Annotated in this window: 12 protein-coding genes and 1 pseudogene; 4 read left to right on the top strand and 9 right to left on the bottom strand. The window is 48.8% G+C overall.

All coding sequences use genetic code 11. The annotated features are described in order from the left end of the window. Both WH43_RS20380 and WH43_RS05775 read left to right on the top strand, forming a co-directional pair. Nucleotides 1–957: an efflux RND transporter permease subunit gene (locus WH43_RS20380; RefSeq protein ID WP_286049505.1), complete on the top strand. Its 957-nt coding sequence runs from the start codon at nucleotides 1–3 to the stop codon at nucleotides 955–957. Beyond that, a complete protein-coding gene (locus WH43_RS05775) occupies nucleotides 903–3,065 on the top strand; it encodes an efflux RND transporter permease subunit (RefSeq protein ID WP_286049504.1) in 2,163 nt (720 codons plus the stop codon). The genes WH43_RS20380 and WH43_RS05775 overlap by 55 nt, the downstream gene beginning before the upstream one ends. A 1,022-nt stretch (nucleotides 3,066–4,087) precedes the next feature. Here the strand turns inward: WH43_RS05775 and WH43_RS05765 are convergent. From WH43_RS05765 to WH43_RS05735, 6 genes and pseudogenes are all read right to left on the bottom strand, one after another. Then, nucleotides 4,088–4,291 (bottom strand): annotated as a pseudogene (locus tag WH43_RS05765) (transposase); the annotation flags it as partial. Nucleotides 4,292–4,410: 119 nt separating this feature from the next. Further along, entirely contained in the window at nucleotides 4,411–5,874 is a 1,464-nt protein-coding gene (gene zapE / locus WH43_RS05760; RefSeq protein ID WP_286049503.1) for a cell division protein ZapE, read from the bottom strand. A 362-nt stretch (nucleotides 5,875–6,236) separates the two neighbouring features. Next, entirely contained in the window at nucleotides 6,237–6,419 is a 183-nt protein-coding gene (locus WH43_RS05750) for a DUF6435 family protein (RefSeq protein WP_053423688.1), read from the bottom strand. A 128-nt stretch (nucleotides 6,420–6,547) separates the two neighbouring features. Continuing rightward, entirely contained in the window at nucleotides 6,548–8,041 is a 1,494-nt protein-coding gene (locus tag WH43_RS05745) for a serine hydrolase (protein WP_053423687.1), read from the bottom strand. Further along, nucleotides 8,038–8,919, bottom strand: coding sequence for a TrmB family transcriptional regulator (locus WH43_RS05740; protein ID WP_053423686.1), 882 nt, complete (start codon nucleotides 8,917–8,919; stop codon nucleotides 8,038–8,040). The genes WH43_RS05745 and WH43_RS05740 overlap by 4 nt, the downstream gene beginning before the upstream one ends. A gap of 320 nt (nucleotides 8,920–9,239) precedes the next feature. Further along, nucleotides 9,240–10,247, bottom strand: a complete 1,008-nt coding sequence (locus WH43_RS05735) for a zinc-dependent alcohol dehydrogenase family protein (RefSeq protein WP_053423685.1) — start codon at nucleotides 10,245–10,247, stop codon at nucleotides 9,240–9,242. A gap of 133 nt (nucleotides 10,248–10,380) precedes the next feature. Here WH43_RS05735 and WH43_RS05730 point away from each other — a divergent pair, with 133 nt between their 5' ends. Next, nucleotides 10,381–11,247, top strand: coding sequence for a LysR family transcriptional regulator (locus WH43_RS05730; RefSeq protein WP_082335693.1), 867 nt, complete (start codon nucleotides 10,381–10,383; stop codon nucleotides 11,245–11,247). 78 nt (nucleotides 11,248–11,325) lie between these two features. On the opposite strand, the gene pntB is transcribed toward WH43_RS05730, so the two are convergent. The 3 genes from pntB to WH43_RS05715 form a co-directional block, all read right to left on the bottom strand. Then, entirely contained in the window at nucleotides 11,326–12,705 is a 1,380-nt protein-coding gene (gene pntB, locus WH43_RS05725; RefSeq protein ID WP_053423684.1) for a Re/Si-specific NAD(P)(+) transhydrogenase subunit beta, read from the bottom strand. Between the two features lie 5 nt (nucleotides 12,706–12,710). Then, a complete protein-coding gene (locus tag WH43_RS05720) occupies nucleotides 12,711–14,243 on the bottom strand; it encodes a Re/Si-specific NAD(P)(+) transhydrogenase subunit alpha (RefSeq protein WP_053423683.1) in 1,533 nt (510 codons plus the stop codon). 420 nt (nucleotides 14,244–14,663) lie between these two features. Further along, nucleotides 14,664–15,455: an alpha/beta fold hydrolase gene (locus WH43_RS05715; protein ID WP_053423682.1), complete on the bottom strand. Its 792-nt coding sequence runs from the start codon at nucleotides 15,453–15,455 to the stop codon at nucleotides 14,664–14,666. A 222-nt stretch (nucleotides 15,456–15,677) separates the two neighbouring features. Between WH43_RS05715 and WH43_RS05710 the strand changes: the two genes are divergently transcribed. Continuing rightward, nucleotides 15,678–16,505 (top strand): AraC family transcriptional regulator, encoded by an 828-nt coding sequence (locus tag WH43_RS05710; RefSeq protein WP_053423681.1) that lies wholly within the window; start codon nucleotides 15,678–15,680, stop codon nucleotides 16,503–16,505. Nucleotides 16,506–16,509: the final 4 nt, after the last annotated feature.

Raw genomic sequence — 16,509 nt, 5'->3', positions numbered from 1 at the left:
ATGGATCATAAACCCTTAGCCATCACCCGTTTTGCCTTAACCCGGCCTGTGACTTTATGTATGTTGTTTTTGTCCTTGCTGGTGTTTGGTTTAATCGCAAGCCGCATGTTGCCTTTGGAGAAATTCCCTGGTATCGATATCCCGGAAATTTATGTGCATGTGCCTTATCCTAATGCTACGCCCAGTGAAACCGAGCGTTTGATCACCAGGCCAGTGGAAGAAGCGCTGGCCACAGTGACTGGCATTAAAAAGATGCGCAGTTTTTCCAAAGAAGACGGTGCTGACATTTCGCTGGAATTTAACTGGGAAGAGGACATCAATACCAAAAGTATTGAAGTGCGTGAGCGTTTAGACAATATGCGTCACCTGTTACCACGGGATGTAGAGCGGGTGATGGTGTATCAGTTTAACACCAGCGATATGCCTATTTTCCAGCTACGTATTTCCAGTGAACGCGATTTAGCCATGGCCTACGACTTACTGGAGCGTGTGATTAAGCGTCCGCTGGAGCGGGTGCCTGGTGTATCGAAAGTGGAGCTGTATGGTGTGGATAAACGCCAGGTGACTATTCGCCTTGACCCACAACGTATGCGTAATTTGCAGGTCGACCCGGTGCAGTTAGTGCAATTATTGCAGGAAAGCAATTTTGCAATGACAGCGGGCGAGCTGCGTAATCCCAATGAAAGTATTCTGGTGAAACCTGTTGGCGAATTTACCAGTCTGGATGAAATCCGCGCTTTGCCTATTCGCGCTGGTCTAACTCTGGGCGCCGTGGCTGATGTGATGCTGGAGCTGCCCAAACGTATTGAAGGCCGGCATTTACACCAGACCTATGCGGTCGGTATGAACGTCTTTAAAGAGTCGAATGCAAATCTGGTGGATGTATCCCGCGCTGCGATAGCGTGGTGGATGCAGCGGGTAAAGATCCGGCCTTTAACGGTATCAATTTATTCCTGATGGACGACACCGCCAAAGGCGTCACAGACTCCTTGTCGAACCTGCTGGGCTCTGGCGCTATGGGCGCTGTGTTGTCTTTTGGTGTGCTGTATTTATTCTTACGCCATATTCCCACTACTTTAGTGGTGGTATTGTCTGTGCCTGTGTCTATCGCTATTACTTTGGGCGCTATGTACTTCCTCGGTTACAGCCTGAATGTGCTGAGTATGATGGGCTTAATGCTGGCGGTCGGAATGCTGGTGGATAACTCAGTGGTAGTGACTGAAAGTATATTCCGCGAACGTGCTGCCGATGCTGATATGAAAAGAGCCACAGAATTGGGAGTGAACAGAGTGAGTCTGGCCGTGCTGGCCGGTACTGCCACTACAGCCATCGTATTTTTACCCAATATTATCGGCCAGAAAGTAGATGTCACTGTGTTTCTGGAGCATGTTGCTATTGCCATCACCATAGCGCTTGGTGTGTCTTTACTGATGGCTTTAACCTTAATTCCGTTACTGACCACAAAGATTAAGCAAATCCATAGCTCAGACAATGCGGCACCGAGCAAAGTCGATAAGTTTTATGGCCGCTGTTTACGTTGGGTGATGGCATCACCTAAAGCTGCAACCGGCATCGCTTTTTTATTGCTGTTCAGTATCGCTATTCCGTTAAGCCAAGTGTCTGGTGGTGACGATGATGATGGCGACAGTAACAGAGCTTTTTTGAACTACAACGTGCAGGGCAATTACAATCTGGCCGAGGTAGAGCAGGAAGTAAACCGGATGGAAGCCTACTTATATCAGCACAAAGACGAGTATGAAATTGAGTCTGTGTACAGCTATTACACTGCCAATCATGCGATGTCGATCATTATGTTTAACGATCCGCTGGTAAAACCTGTCTCTGAAATTAAGGAAGCTATTCGCAAAGGTTGGCCACAGCTAGTGCGCTCACAACCCAGTTTTGGCTGGAGTGATAACGGCGGTGGTATGCAGGTGCATTTATCTGGCCCTTCGACTGAAATGCTGACCAAATTAGCCGCCGATATAGTGCCGGTGATTTCGCAAATTAAAGGGCTGGAAGACGTGCGCTCTGAAATTTCCGATGGCCAGTTTGAAATGCAAATTCAGCTGAACAATGAAGAGCTACAACGTCAGGGCCTGGATGCCAGCGAAGTGGCGCAAGCCGTTACTTTGGCGCTGCGTGGCACCAATTTACGCACCTACCGCTCCGACGAGCAGGGCGAATTGCAGCTTCGGGTGTTGTATGACGAAAAGGTCAGCCATTCGCCTGCAGAGCTGGCGGCTATTCCTGTGCTGGTAAAAGACAATGTAGTCATTACCTTAGCGCAGGTGGCTGAACTGAAAGTAGAACCACTGCTGTCGGAAATCCGCCGCTTTAATCGTCAGACTACGCTTGCCATTGGCATGAATATGAATAAAGACCTGACGATGGATAAAGCCCGTGAAGAGTTAACCACCCGGTTAAATCAGCTGCAGTTGCCAGCAGGTTACGCCTGGTCTTTTGAAGGCAGCTTCCAGTATCAGGATGAAGCGCAGGGCATTATGCAAATCAATATGTTGCTGGCTGTGGCTATGATTTATCTGGTGATGGCGGCGCTGTTTGAGTCCTTGATTATGCCAACCGCTGTGATTGGTTCCTTGTTGTTCTCTTTTGTCGGCGTGTTCTGGGCCTTTTTATTCACCGGCACCTCGATGGGCATTATGGGCATGATAGGCATGCTGGTGCTAATGGGTATCGTAGTCAACAACGGCATAGTGCTGGTGGACCGCATTAATCAGTTGCGCAGTGAAAGCCCTGATGCCGAGCTGGTGCCACTGATCATCGAAGCCTGTGAAGCGCGGTTACGACCTATTCTGATGACGGTATCCACTACAGTATTGGGTTTATTACCACTGGCTTTTGGCGACGCCACTATAGGCGGTGACGGCCCAAGTTATGCGCCTATGGCCATTGCCATCATAGGTGGTTTGGTGTTCTCCACCTTAACCAGTTTATTGCTGGTGCCGTTAACCTACTGGGGCTTAATCCGCTTTAACATCCGCTGGTCCGGCTTTTTAGGCAAAGCCAGAGTGCTGGCGAATAAGGTGATTACGGCGCCTTAAGTTGCTCCGTTGCTAGTTTAAATCTGCTGATCTTCAGTAGTTGGCGAAGGTGGCGGCGGAAAAGCCATAGTGCACGCAGACTCGCCGTAAATATGTCCCTATAGGCTCCTGTCCAGCATCCATGCTGGACAGGGTCTGCTAAGCACCATGACTTTCCTCGCTTTGGCTGCTTAGTTCTCTTTAGACCGCAATTCCAATCTTCAGTCGATTCAGTTTGAATAGCATAAGTTGTCTGAGTACAAGTAAATCGGATAACCGCTTAGTGCCAATTGCGGACATTTCACTTTACAGACACTAAAGACTGCTTTTAGGTATTAGCAGAACGTTTGAGCTCAGGGCCGCCAGGCCTGCAGCGAATTGTTAGATGCCGACACGCCAAGCTTAGCCAGCAGCGCGATAACTTCTACTGACACTGACTGAGATGCCACGTTGCTGTGGGCAAGAACCTTATACAGGTGGTATAGCAGAAGCTGCTTATCTGGCTCCGATGGCGGTATGAATTCGTCCAGCACTTGCGCCATGCGAGAGGGCGGCATGATCTGAGCGAATACTTCATATGGCTTAGCGCTGGCGTAGGGAACCTTGCCAAAGTAGTGCCGTGCCAAGCTCCATTGTTCGGGCTTTCCCCAAGACCGATGTGGTATCCGAACTAGCGCCTCACCCCAATTCTTAGATCCCATGGGGTATTCAGAAATCAGCCACTCCGCAGTCTCGGCCGACTCCATGGCTCTTAGACGCTCACACAAGACTCGTTCTCTCTCATTCATTAGCACGCACGCTCTAGTTTCGGCATTTAACGTTGGAAATAACCGACTCGCTTTAGCGAGACCGGAGAATAGACTTCTTCGGCTTTATTTAAACCAGCGCTGAAAGAATTTGAGCCTCTTTCTGCAGGCCGTCATCCAGGCGAAATTCCGGGCTAAAAGTAGGTCTTGTTTTCTTGTTCATCATGTCACCTAATTGCTTACGAGGTGGATCATAACACCTCTAATCAGATTGCCAAATTCAGTGTGCCACTACAACTTTTGCATGAAGTGTATACGAAGCATCGTTTCTAATGGATAAGGATGTCGTCCATTGCCTGCCTTAGGATAGAATGGTTTAACAACTTCAAGGATTTGAGACCAAGGCAACAGAGCGTCCATCCGTGATAAAAAGATCTCTTTACGCGTTTTACGACGCTTGTTGGAAAACTCACTATCTGCAAAAGTAAGTTGATGGCTCATGATGCGTTCTTTCTGAGTTATCATTTGTGGCAGATTAATTCATATTAGGGACTTATTCGCATGTTCCCTAGGTAAAAATCTGCCATAGGTTCAATGGTTTGCAAGGTAAAGAGCTTTCGTCACTGCCGTCCCCATTCCTTTCCACCCATTTCTACCAACCGAGACGCGGCTCGTCGAAAGGAAAAAGCGAGATCATTGGCGGCCGATAATTGTGCCAGTGACACGCCACTTCGACCCGTCGCCGACCACTCAAATTGTTCACCCTCTTTGGTGCGAATCATGGTCGTCGCAAAGGAACTCGAGTTTCCCCCCTTCTCACTGACAAACAACTCTTCATTTCCATCACTGCTTTCAACTTGCGCTTCAAACTCGACAAATAATTCATCGAGCGGGACTTTTGCCGCTAGCACCAAGCGGGTGCGAGATTCATAACACACGTCAATGAGGGTCACGAATCGTCGCGCTTCGTCGAGGTGATTGACTTCTAATTGCGGCACCCGGTCCATGATGAGGACCTGAAATCGGTCGCAGAGGGAAATATAATCAGCCGCGCCGAGTGGTTGGTAGCATAACTCGGAAAAGTCAAACCAGGCGCACCGGTCATTCAATCGGGCGACCTGGACGGTGCGACCGAAGGGAACGTGAATGGCCTCGGCCTCAGTTCTGGATGCAGTGCCACCAAATATTTCTTTCAACTGCGCCTGCATGTTGTTATCACTATTGTTATCGCCGTGAACATCCTTGTTTGACCAAAAATAGGATTGACCATCAGCTCGAGTTTCGAGTCGATAATCCTTGGCGGAATCCTCCATGGAGATAATCTCGAACGTGTGTTTTAACATGTCTATGAATGGCAAAAAGAGGGATCGGTTAATTCCTCCCTCATACAAGGCATCGGGGGAGCGATTCGAGGTGGCCACCACCACGACATTCCAATCCAATAATAATAAAAAAAGTCGTTTCAAAATCATGGCATCGGCAACGTCTGTTACTTGAAATTCATCGAAACAGAGGAGTTGGGCTTCCTGTGCCAATTGCTGCGCAATGATGGGTATCGCATCATCTCGTGGGTGCTTCTGTTTGTAGACAAAGATTCGATGATGGACGTCTAGCATGAATTCATGAAAGTGGACGCGGCGTTTGGTAATTTTGACCTGTTTGAAGCTGTGGCTGTCATTATTACAGCAAGAATCATTAGGAACATTAACCGACGCGTAAAAGAGATCCATTAGAAAGCTCTTGCCGACCCCGACCGGTCCATGAATGTAAATGCCTCGCGGTGGTGGACCAAAAGACCACAAATGGAATTTCTTTCGAAGAAAGGACTGAGCGGATGCCAAGGATCGCGTCAGTAACAGTAACAGCGGATTGCTGCTTGTAGAGCTGCTCTCTGTCGGTCTGTCGGTGCGCACGGGTACTGGTGGGAGCGAGGTAAGAGACTCGTGCAGGGCATCGAGTTTTGCCGCCAGAGCGACTTGCGCGTCATCTCGTCGCACCTCCTCCGCATCCACCTTGCGTTCATACGCCGCTGTCACGGGGCCTGTCGGGAGGGACCGCCGAGCAACGCTATGTTGTGCTGCCATATTCTTCATCACCGTTTTCATCATCAACATGGTAAGGAAAGTACGATCAAGTCCGCTTCTTCCCGCTTTTTTCGATTGTCTCAGGGCTAGGGACTTATTCGCAATTTACCTCGTCGGTTTTCCGAAGATCTTCGAGGAGTTGCGAAAGCGTATAAGAGACAAAGCTACTCAATTCAGACTAAATAAACCGGGCAACATGTCCGGTTTTGGCGGTAATGCGGACATTCACATTTGCACTATGATGCGGAATGAAGTTCAGCAATTCGCTCATAGCTAACAACCACTATCCATCAGTATTAAAAGCTAAAAAAGCCAGTATAAAACAGTGGCCTTTTGCTCAAGCTTTGTAACAACCAAGAGTTTTAGCTTTGCTTGGTTTCAGCCTGCAACTTTTCCAGCTGTGCCCATAACTCTTCCGCTTCAGCTGTTAAATCAGCAAATAAGCGCATATCGCCTTTTCGCTGGGCGAGCATAGCTTGCTCGGCTTTGGCATCGTATTTTTGGCGCAAGGCTTTGATTGGATCTCGTTTAAAAAAACTAAACATGGGCTGGGCTCTTTGGTTGAGGCGTTGGGTTAACGCCGTGGCTTGAATAAATCTGTATACGTCAGCACTCAAGGTTTTGTTCAACGGGCGAAGAACAAAACCCTGTGCTGAGTGAGTTTGAATTTGCTTCAGTTGATTTTCTGGAATGTCATTTCATTAAAAGACAGGCTGGTGACTTTTTTACCATCAAGCTTAAAGTTGGCGATTTCTCCTGAGTTGGGGACCCAGCCTAGCCGTATTGCATCGGGTTGGTCATAACCAGTCGCCACAGTCTGTAGTTCTCCCCATTGCAGTTGCGGTTGCTGTTTGTCGGTCAGTGTCAGTTGAATATCACCCAGTTGCGGGTGGCGGTAGGTGCCGACATAAGCTGCTGCAGGCAAAGACAGCTGAAAAGTACGCCCCTGAATTTTTTGCTGCTCTTTTAGCACGGCCTTTGGCAGGCCAGCTGCTTTTACCAACAATTCGTCAAAGCGGGCGGCAACTTTGGTTTTTATATTGGCTTCGTTTAGTAACAAACCATAACTGTAATCGGCAATCAGATTGGTGACATGGCCACTTAAAAAGTCTTCATTGTTCAGCACCACTAAGCCGATATTTTTTTCTGGAATAAAAGACAAATGGGCGTGAAAACCAGCAAAACTGCCAAAATGATGCAGCATGCGCTCACCTTTGTAGTCACCGCTGTACCAGCCCCAGGCGTAACCTGAGCGGTTAAAATCGTTGTAGTTGCTGTCTGTGACCACTTCGGTCTGTTGTGCTTTTTTAATTACAGTTTCAGGAAAAACTGCGCCGCCATCTTGCATTTGCGCTATTAAAAACTTGGCCAGGTCCGGCGCTGTGGCCAGCATGCCACCCGCCGCATGCATAGTCTGATCGGTTTTTTGCAGGTACAACTCTTGTGCTGGATTGGGACTCATCGCTGAATAAGGTTTCGCCAGCATCCAGTTTTTGCGCTTCGCTTCACTGACCAAAGCCGAGCTGTGCTGCATTTGAAGTGGCGTAAAGATCAGTTGTTGCAGCTGTTGTTGCCAGCTGAGATCAGACTGCTGATCCAGCCAGGTACTGAGGATGTTGTAGCCCACATTAGTGTAATTAAACTGGCCTGTTTTACTTTCTGCATCCGGATAAGAACCCGCCACCAGAGCTTGTAAAGAGGCTGGAGTGTGAATGCCGCTATAAGCTGTGGCCCAGACTAAAGGCTGATTGTCGACACCAGACTGGTGCGTCAGCAGTTGTTTGATTGAAATATGGCTGGCATCAACACCCTTGAATTCAGTATCGGCAAACATCTGCTGTAAGGAGGTGTTGGTACTCAGTTTATTTTGCTGTTCCAGCAACAAGGTGGCAAAAGCGGTAAAAGGTTTAGTGGCCGAGGCAATATAAAACACAGTGTCTGGCTGGACTTTTTGCCGGGCTTTGATGTCAGCATAACCAAAGTAGCCCTGATACAGCACCTTGCCATCTTGCACTAGGGCTATTGCTGTTCCTGACTGAAGCTTGGTTTGAGTTTTAGTGTTTTCAAGCCACTGTTCCAATGGTGCAAAGTCTTTGTTGTTTAGTGCAGCAGCTGAATTCATAACAAAGGCCGAACTTGCCAGCAGGCAGAGAATGAGGTTGTTCATGATGGCTCCTGATCGTCTGTAAGTGGCTTGGTGTTGTAACGCTGCTGGTACTGTTGACGGTAGTGCTGAAATACCTGATTTTGCGTGGTAAAAGGGTGCAGATGTGCGGTGTTTTGCAAAATCTGTTGTGCCAATTCCAGATTGGATTGGCTTAGCGCTTGTTTTAGTTCGGTCAGGATCAACTCATAAGCCAGACCGGAAAATATATTCATATTCATCAGGGCACTGCTGCTCTTAAAGGCTTGGATCAAGTCTTTTTTGTTGGAGTGCAGTAACGCCGTCACAAAATGCCGGCCATCAGCACTGAGCTTAAAACGGATGGTGTCGGTTCTGGCATACACTTCAGTGCCATTTTGCCTTAAGGTCAGGAGCACTCTGGGTAAACTCACTTGTTCATAGACTTTCAGCCGCACTTCAACGCCTCGTGCGGCGGCCTGTTGCAGTGCTTCGGCAAAATACATCAGCGCGTCAGGTTCTATGTCCGCCAGAATTAAATGCTGTGCTCTGTGGATAAAAGCTAAGGTTTCAGACCGCACCTGGTCCAGATTACTTAACTGATACACTTGTTCGTTTTCATCCGGCTCAGGCAAGGCATCCAGTTGTTCGGCCAAAGCCTCTATGGTCTGACTAAACTTGCGTTGTTCACTGTCCAGCAACTGGCGCCAGGGCACGGCGCAGTAAATTTTTTTATCCTGATGGGTCTGGATCACTGCGCCTTTTTGCGTCAATGACTCCAGGCCTTTGTACACATTGGCAACGGCTTTATTGATCTGTTTGGCCACTGCATAGCCTGTCATTTCGCCTTGAGTTAAAAGTGCAAGGTAGAGATCAGTTTCAAGCTCGGTAAAACCCAGTTGATTTAATGGGATTTTAGACATTCTTTCGTACTTGTTTTTTAGTAGTATTTTAAGCTACTACTAAAATGAAGCTTGAGCAAATACCTTGTGTAACTTTTGATGTCAGTTTAGTTTGTCTGAACAGGAGCTGTGTCTTCCAAAGCGATGCAAAGGGCAGAGCATTAGAGTCTGTGGAGGGGCAAGTTGTATTCATGCAAAGATGTCGCACAGAAGTTGATGCAGTTGATGCGGAACAGGCCGCAGATGTCTGCGCAATCTCAACCATAACATCGAATCAAGTTTGCTGTGCCCTCAGGCACAGCTCCAATAGATAGCAGTTGGTGGTGAACTCCCTGAGTTGTTTATTCAGCTGCTACAGTGACAACCACTTTGCCATTATTGCTTGCCGTTGCTACTTTTTCATAAGCCTGCTCTATGTGGCCAAAGTCAAACTCTTCCGGATCAAGTCGCACAGTGAGCAGTCCTTGTTCTGTCAGTTGGCTGGCACGGCGCAGAATAGCGCCATGTTGTGCTCTGTGTTGACCTGTTAATAACGGCAGTAAAGTGAACACACCTGAGTAGCTGGCGGCTTTGAATGATAAAGGCGCTATGCTATGTGTACCCCAGCCGAGACTGCTAACTACATGGCCCGTATAAGTTTTTACCGACTGAAAAGCCAGATCCAGACTAGTGCCGCCCATAGTGTTGTAGACAATATCAAAGCCTGTGTTGTTGGTATGTTCGGCCAGATACTGCGCTACAGTGGTGTGCCGATAGTCGATAAATACAGCACCGAGAGAACGGATATAGTCAGCATCTTTGGCTGAAGCTGTGGCATAAACTTCTGCACCAAAAGCTTTAGCGAGTTGAACTGCGACATGACCGACACCACCAGCACCGCCTTGCACCAGCACTTTATGTCCTGCTGCGACTTTGGCTCTGTCTATCAAACCTTCCCAGGCTGTGATCACCACCAAAGGCATTGCAGCGGCCTGACGCAGGCTGATATTAGATGGAGCTTTGGCCAGCAAGTCCGCATCCACTAACTGATACTGAGCTAAGGAACCCTGCTGACCTGCTACACCTCCCGTCATGCCGTACACTTTGTCGCCTTTTACAAAGTGATGGATATCAGAGCCTGTTGCTACCACTTCACCTGCCATATCTATGCCCAATACCGCAGGAAAAGGCTGTTTAGCATGGGCTGCCAGTCCTGCTCTGATTTTCAAATCCAGTGGGTTGATGCCACTGGCTGCTACTTTTACCAACACCTGGCCTGGTCCGGGTTGAGGAATAGATTGTTGGATTAACTTGAAACTGCCGTTGGCTTCACTGATTTGTAGGGCTTGCATGCTGTATTGAGTGCTCATCTGAATGTCCTCTGCTGTGTTCGGCGCCCTGTTATTGGGCTGAATGCAGTATTGCCCATGCCTAAAAGAACTGAAATGAACTAATATGCATTGGTGCTATGCGAAAATGCATGAGTAAGTTGAAGAGGCAGCTATGGAACATTTGGACTGGAGCGATATCCGTTTATTTCTAGCGGTGGCGGAGCAGGGCACTTTAACGGCAGCTGCACGTGCTGTAGGTTTTACTCAGCCCACTTTAGGCCGACGAATTCAAAGCCTGGAGCAGAGTTTGGGGTTGAAGCTGTTTCAGCGCACAACAGAAGGCTTTCTGTTGACCGAGGCCGGGCTGGCTTTATTGCCTGCAGCTAAACGTATGGCCGAAGAAGCGGATGCGGCGATGCGGCAGTTGGCCGGTCAGGAAGTAAAACTGACAGGGACCTTACGTATTTCGTCTTTTGACTGGTTTAGTCATTCTGTTTTGACGGACTGCTGTGCTGAATTTTTACAGTTGCACTCAGGCGTCAGCATAGAGCTTCTTAATGACAGCAGACTGTTTAATCTGGCGCGGCGTGAGGCGGATCTGGTATTCAGGCTGCAGGCTTTTGATGAGGCGGATATAGCGCAGCGTCAGCTGCTATTGCTGGATTATGGCTTGTATGCTGCCGCTGATTTTGACCTGAGTTTGCTCAACACGCCAGAGCAGCTCAAATTGATCAGCATGGATAATTATTTTAGTGATTTACCCGACGTGGTCTGGCTTAACAGCCAGTTTCCAGGCGCAAAGCTGGCGTTTAGCAGTAATAGCAGAGAAGCGCAGGCCAGATTGTGTGTCGCGGGGCTTGGGCTTGCCGTGTTGCCTGTGCGGCTGGCTGAGCAAATGCAGGGATTGCAGCAACTGCCTGTTGCCAGTGCGCCGCCATCACGGCCTATCTGGTTGGGCTATCATCAGGATTTACGCCATCAACGCAGGCTTAGAGCTTTTATAGACTTTATAACGCAAAGGCTTAGTGCTGCTAAATAGCGGCAGTGGTGTAAAACAAAGGTCCGCCCGATCATTAAATCTGGCGGACTTTTTTAGCTGGGTAGACTCAATGCCTTGTTACAGAGCTTTTAAAATCGCGTCCACAGTGGCTTTGGCATCGCCAAAACACATTTGGGTATTATCTTTATAAAACAATGGGTTGTTTACACCCGAGTAGCCAGTGTTCATCGAACGCTTAAACACCACTACGTTTTGTGCTTTCCAGACTTCCAGCACAGGCATACCAGCGATAGGGCTGGTTGGATCTTCAGCCGCAGCTGGGTTGACGGTATCGTTGGCGCCTATCACCAGCACAGTGTCGGTGTCTGCGAGGTCTTCATTTATTTCGTCCATTTCCAGTACGATGTCATAAGGCACTTTGGCTTCTGCCAACAATACATTCATATGACCGGGCATACGACCTGCCACAGGGTGAATACCAAAACGCACTTTGATGCCACGCTCTTTCAGTTTCTGGCAAATCTCGGCGACCGGATACTGCGCCTGAGCCACCGCCATGCCATAACCCGGCGTGATCACCACTGAGCTGGAGTTTCGTAGTAAATCGGCCACGTCCTCGGCATTGATTTCACGGTATTCACCTTGTTCTTCGTCGCCTGAACTTTGTTTGGCATCGACCTGACCAAAACCTCCGGCGATGACAGAAATAAAAGATCGGTTCATCGCCTTACACATAATGTACGACAGGATAGCGCCGGACGAGCCGACCAGAGCGCCAGTGACAATGAGTAAGTCGTTCGCCAGCATAAAACCTGCAGCAGCAGCGGCCCAGCCTGAGTAGGAGTTCAGCATAGACACCACCACCGGCATATCGGCACCGCCAATAGAAGCGACCAGATGCAAGCCAAAGACTAAGGCGATTAACGTCATCAGCAGCAAGGCAGTTTCACCCCCTTCGAAGCTGACAAAATAAACCAGCAGCAGAGCTGATGCGACTAAGGCCAGCAAATTCAGCTTATGTTTATGTGGAATACTTAGTGGTTTGGAGCTGGCTATGCCACGTAATTTGGCAAAAGCCACGATGGAACCTGAAAAGGTGACAGCGCCGATAAACACCCCCAAAAATACTTCGGTCAAATGCACTGTGAGTGCTGCGCCTGCAGCCGAGTGTGTTTCAAAAAAGCTGTTGTAACCCACCAGCACTGCGGCTAAACCAACAAAACTATGCAAAATGGCCACTAATTCTGGCATTTGCGTCATTTCTACTTTCAGCGCCAGTCGAAGGCCTATAGCACCGCCTATCGCCAGAGCTATCACTAACGGCAACATGGCATCCATACTAACGCCGGCAATGGTGGCGAGCAGGGCTATGGTCATACCCAAAATACCCAGCCAGTTCCCGCGGCGGGCCGTTTCCTGCTTAGATAAACCGGCTAAGCTGGCAATAAAAAAAGCAGCCGCTACCAGATAGGCTGAAGTGATTAATCCTTGTGTCATGGCTATTACTCCCCGCCTTTGGTGAACATCTTCAGCATGCGCTGTGTGACGGTAAAGCCACCGACAATATTGATACTGGCAATCAGTACGGCGAAAAAGGCCAGCGCTTGTACCAGCAAGGAATCGCTGCTGATTTGCAGTAAAGCCCCTAAAACTATAATGCCGGATATCGCATTGGTGACCGACATCAAAGGCGTATGCAAGGCGTGAGTCACGTTCCAGACCAGATAGAAACCGACCACGCAGGAGAGTAAAAATACCGTAAAGTGTGCTAAAAAGTCGCTGGGCGCTGAGTAACCTATCCAGAGCAATAACACTGCCGCTATGCCAATAAACCAGTTGGAACTGATGGATTTTTTCTCTGTTTTTGCAGCTGGTGCAGTACTGGCCACAACAGGTTTGGCCGCAGCTGTCACACTGATAGCTGGCGGCGGGAAGGTGACTTCCCCCTGATGCACTACAGACATATTGCGGATAATCACATCCTGCATATCCAGTACCATCTGACCATCTTTGGTTTTGCACAAGAGCTTGGCCAGATTCACCAGATTGGTGCCATAAAGCTGTGAGGACTGGGCCGCTAAACGACCTGGCAAGTCGGTGTAACCTATCACTTTGACACCTGATGCCGTTTCGGTGATTTGACCTGGCTCCGTGTATTCACAGTTACCGCCAGTAGCTGCCGCTAAATCAACAATCACAGAGCCGGGTTTCATCGAATCGACCATTTGTTTGGTGATGAGCTTTGGTGCAGGCCGGCCCGGAATAAGGGCCGTGGTGATGATAATGTCGACTTCTTTGGCCTGCGCGGCAAAAAGCGCCATTTCAGCGGCAATAAATTCATCCGACATCACTTTGGCGTAACCACTGGACGAAGAGCCATCTTCGGCAAACTCCAGTTTTAAAAACTCACCACCCAAAGACTCAATTTGTTCTGCCACTTCAAGGCGGGTATCAAAAGCCCGCACTATAGAACCCAAAGAACGGGCCGCACCAATAGCAGCAAGACCGGCCACACCAGCGCCAATCACCAGCACTTTAGCGGGCTGCACTTTACCTGCTGCGGTAATTTGACCACTTAAAAAACGGCCAAAACTATGGGCCGCTTCAATCACCGCACGGTAACCGGCAATATTTGACATAGACGACAAGGCATCCAGTGACTGAGCGCGGGAAATACGGGGCACCATATCCATCGCCAATACATTCACACCTTGAGCCGCAAGGCGCGCCACTAAATCCGGGTTTTGTGCTGGCCAGATAAAACTGACTAAGGTACTGCCTTTTTGCAGTAAATGGATTTCCTGCTCCGTCGGCGCATTGACCTTATAAATCAGCTCACTGGCCCAGAGCCTGGTGCTATCAGCTATGCTGGCACCAGCCTCTGCATAAGCCTCATCGCTAAAACCTGCGCTACTGCCAGCGCCACTTTCGACCAGCACAGTAAAACCTAATTTGCGTAGCTGTTCCGTTGTCGCTGGGGTGGCCGCCACCCGGGTTTCGTCGTGCAGTTTTTCTTTGGGTATTGCAATAAACATCCTGACCTCTTGTCCTGTTTTCTTATTGGATCCTGCTAAGCAGATGGATCTGTAGCCCCTATCAACCAGGATAGAGGCATAGCAGTTGAGCTGGTTACCGCGGCTAGGTTTGCTTCTTCCTGAAGGGACTACCACTGTGCTGACATAAGAAGATGATGTCAGCACAGGCTCGGTCAGGTCGTGCTGCTGCGCCAGTCTTTGTCGTGCCGAAATTACTGTTTTTTGTAGAAAAAATCGGCGTAACGACTATAGGGCAAGGTCAGACCAATTGACTAATGCCTTTTAGTTATAGCTTAGAGGATAGTCGGCAATTACAGTTTTGCCGCGAATTGAATACAGGCCGAACAGCAAAGTGGTCAGTAATAACAAAAGCCCTGAGTGATACGTCAGGGCTTTTGTATTGCGGCTTTATTAAGAGAGTTATTGCGCAGTCGCTTCTGCTGCTTCAACGATAAGTTTGGCAACCTGCTCTGGTTTGGATGTCATTACCACATGAGAGGCATCTTTGATTTCAACAATTTTTTTAGCACCAGCACGCTCTGCCATAAATTTCATTGCAGCGACCGGGATATTTTTGTCCGCTGTGCCGTAAATCGCCCATGACGGAATTTTTTTCCAGGCAGGTGCTGCTGAAGCTTCATGCAATGCTGCTTCAGTCACCGGGCGCTGAGTGGCAGCCATTAACGCGGCTTCAGTTGCAGATACATCTGCTGCAAACTGAGTGTGGAATTTGTCCTGTTGAATATACAAATCTTTATTGCCATCTTTTAATACCACCGGAGCTGCAAGGGTTGGGCCTAAAGTGCCACCAGGGTAACGTCCTGATAATTCTGCAATATTTTCACCTTGTTCAGGAGCAAAAGCAGCGACATAAACTAAAGCTTTCACTTTGGTTTGGTCTGGTGCGATTTGGCTGATCACTGAACCGCCATAGGAGTGACCGACTAAAACTACAGGCCCTTTGGTATTGGTTACTACATCCTGCAAATAAGCGGCATCACTTTTTACGCTGCGTAGCGGGTTCGCCAGGGCTATGACCGGGTAACCTTGTTCGTGCAGTTCAGACACTACAGCGTTCCAACTGGACGATTCAGCAAAAGCGCCGTGTACCAATACCACTGTAGGTTTTTCAGCGGCAAAGGCGGCGGCGCCAAAGGTCAGGCCGAATGTTGCGATAGCTGTAGTGAATAAACGTGATTTGAAATGAGTCATGTTCGTTTCCTTTTGGAGTTGCAAGCTTAGTTCGTTGGCTGCGCTCTTCTTCGTGCGCCTGCCTCATGGGTCTTTCGCTCGCTTCAGGCAAGAGGGGTTCGTTGTTTCCTCTTGGTAGCGGCTGTGAGTATAGTAGGCTGCCTTTCTTTTCTTTTGGGTTTAAATGGTCTAAGTTATGCAACAGATCGTCTAAATTATTGATTTTCGAATCTGGAGAAAAGTGTGGACCGGCTATCAACCTTACTTGCTCAATTTGGCATGCATGCCACTACTATCTTTGGTGGTGTGCTTAGCGCTGACATGGCTTTTGATGCAACGGACAGGACAGCCAAGCTGCATTTGTTGCGCTCTGGTGATACGGCATTTCAGCTGGATCAGCAAAAGCCCGTTGTGATCACTGAACCCAGTTTGTTATTTATTCCACGGCCTTCTGGTCATAGCTTGTCTGCCAGCTCAGAGCTGCAGGTAGAACTGGTGTCAGCTGCACTGAGTTTTGACGGCGGGCTGGATAATCCGCTAACCACAGCTTTACCTGCTTATGTCGTCATGCCTTTGGCTGATCTCGCAATGCTTAGTGGTAATCTGGACTGGTTATTTGATGAAGCCTTTGCGCAGCATTGTGGCAAAAATGCGGTACTGAACCGTTTGTTCGAGTTGGTGGTGATCCAGTTATTACGTTACATGATGGCTAATCGTAGTGTATCGACCGGTATGATGGCCGGGCTTGCTGATTTAAGACTATCAAACGCTGTGACTTTAATGCACGACCAGCCCGCGAAAGCCTGGTCTGTGGCTGAGCTTGCGAGCGCAGCCAGCATGTCCAGAGCAAGTTTTGCCGCCAAGTTTCATAAAGTGGTCGGTATTACCCCAGCCGATTATCTGGTGAGCTGGCGGGTAAGCCTTACGCAAAAATTACTGCGTGAAGGTCGTCCCATCGCCTTGATCGCCGATGAAGTGGGTTATGAAAGCCCATCGGCTTTAGCCCGGACCTTCAGACGGAAAACTGGTCATAGCCCCAGGGAATGGTTGCAATTGCAGAGTCTGCAATAACACG

The organism is Rheinheimera sp. KL1, assembly GCF_001275035.1.
GTDB classification, from domain to species: domain Bacteria; phylum Pseudomonadota; class Gammaproteobacteria; order Enterobacterales; family Alteromonadaceae; genus Pararheinheimera; species Pararheinheimera tangshanensis.
Note: the sequence above shows the minus strand (reverse complement) of the source record. Positions and strands in the feature narration are given on the sequence as shown.

Excerpts from the sequence above, each read along its gene's own strand:
- WH43_RS20380 (WP_286049505.1), top strand. The coding sequence starts at position 1 with ATGGATCATAAACCCTTAGCCATCACCCGTTTTGCCTTAACCCGGCCT.
- zapE (WP_286049503.1), bottom strand. The coding sequence starts at position 5,874 with ATGGCAGCACAACATAGCGTTGCTCGGCGGTCCCTCCCGACAGGCCCC.
- WH43_RS05750 (WP_053423688.1), bottom strand. The coding sequence starts at position 6,419 with ATGTTTAGTTTTTTTAAACGAGATCCAATCAAAGCCTTGCGCCAAAAA.
- WH43_RS05745 (WP_053423687.1), bottom strand. The coding sequence starts at position 8,041 with ATGAACAACCTCATTCTCTGCCTGCTGGCAAGTTCGGCCTTTGTTATG.
- WH43_RS05740 (WP_053423686.1), bottom strand. The coding sequence starts at position 8,919 with ATGTCTAAAATCCCATTAAATCAACTGGGTTTTACCGAGCTTGAAACT.
- WH43_RS05735 (WP_053423685.1), bottom strand. The coding sequence starts at position 10,247 with ATGAGCACTCAATACAGCATGCAAGCCCTACAAATCAGTGAAGCCAAC.
- WH43_RS05730 (WP_082335693.1), top strand. The coding sequence starts at position 10,381 with ATGGAACATTTGGACTGGAGCGATATCCGTTTATTTCTAGCGGTGGCG.
- pntB (WP_053423684.1), bottom strand. The coding sequence starts at position 12,705 with ATGACACAAGGATTAATCACTTCAGCCTATCTGGTAGCGGCTGCTTTT.
- WH43_RS05720 (WP_053423683.1), bottom strand. The coding sequence starts at position 14,243 with ATGTTTATTGCAATACCCAAAGAAAAACTGCACGACGAAACCCGGGTG.
- WH43_RS05715 (WP_053423682.1), bottom strand. The coding sequence starts at position 15,455 with ATGACTCATTTCAAATCACGTTTATTCACTACAGCTATCGCAACATTC.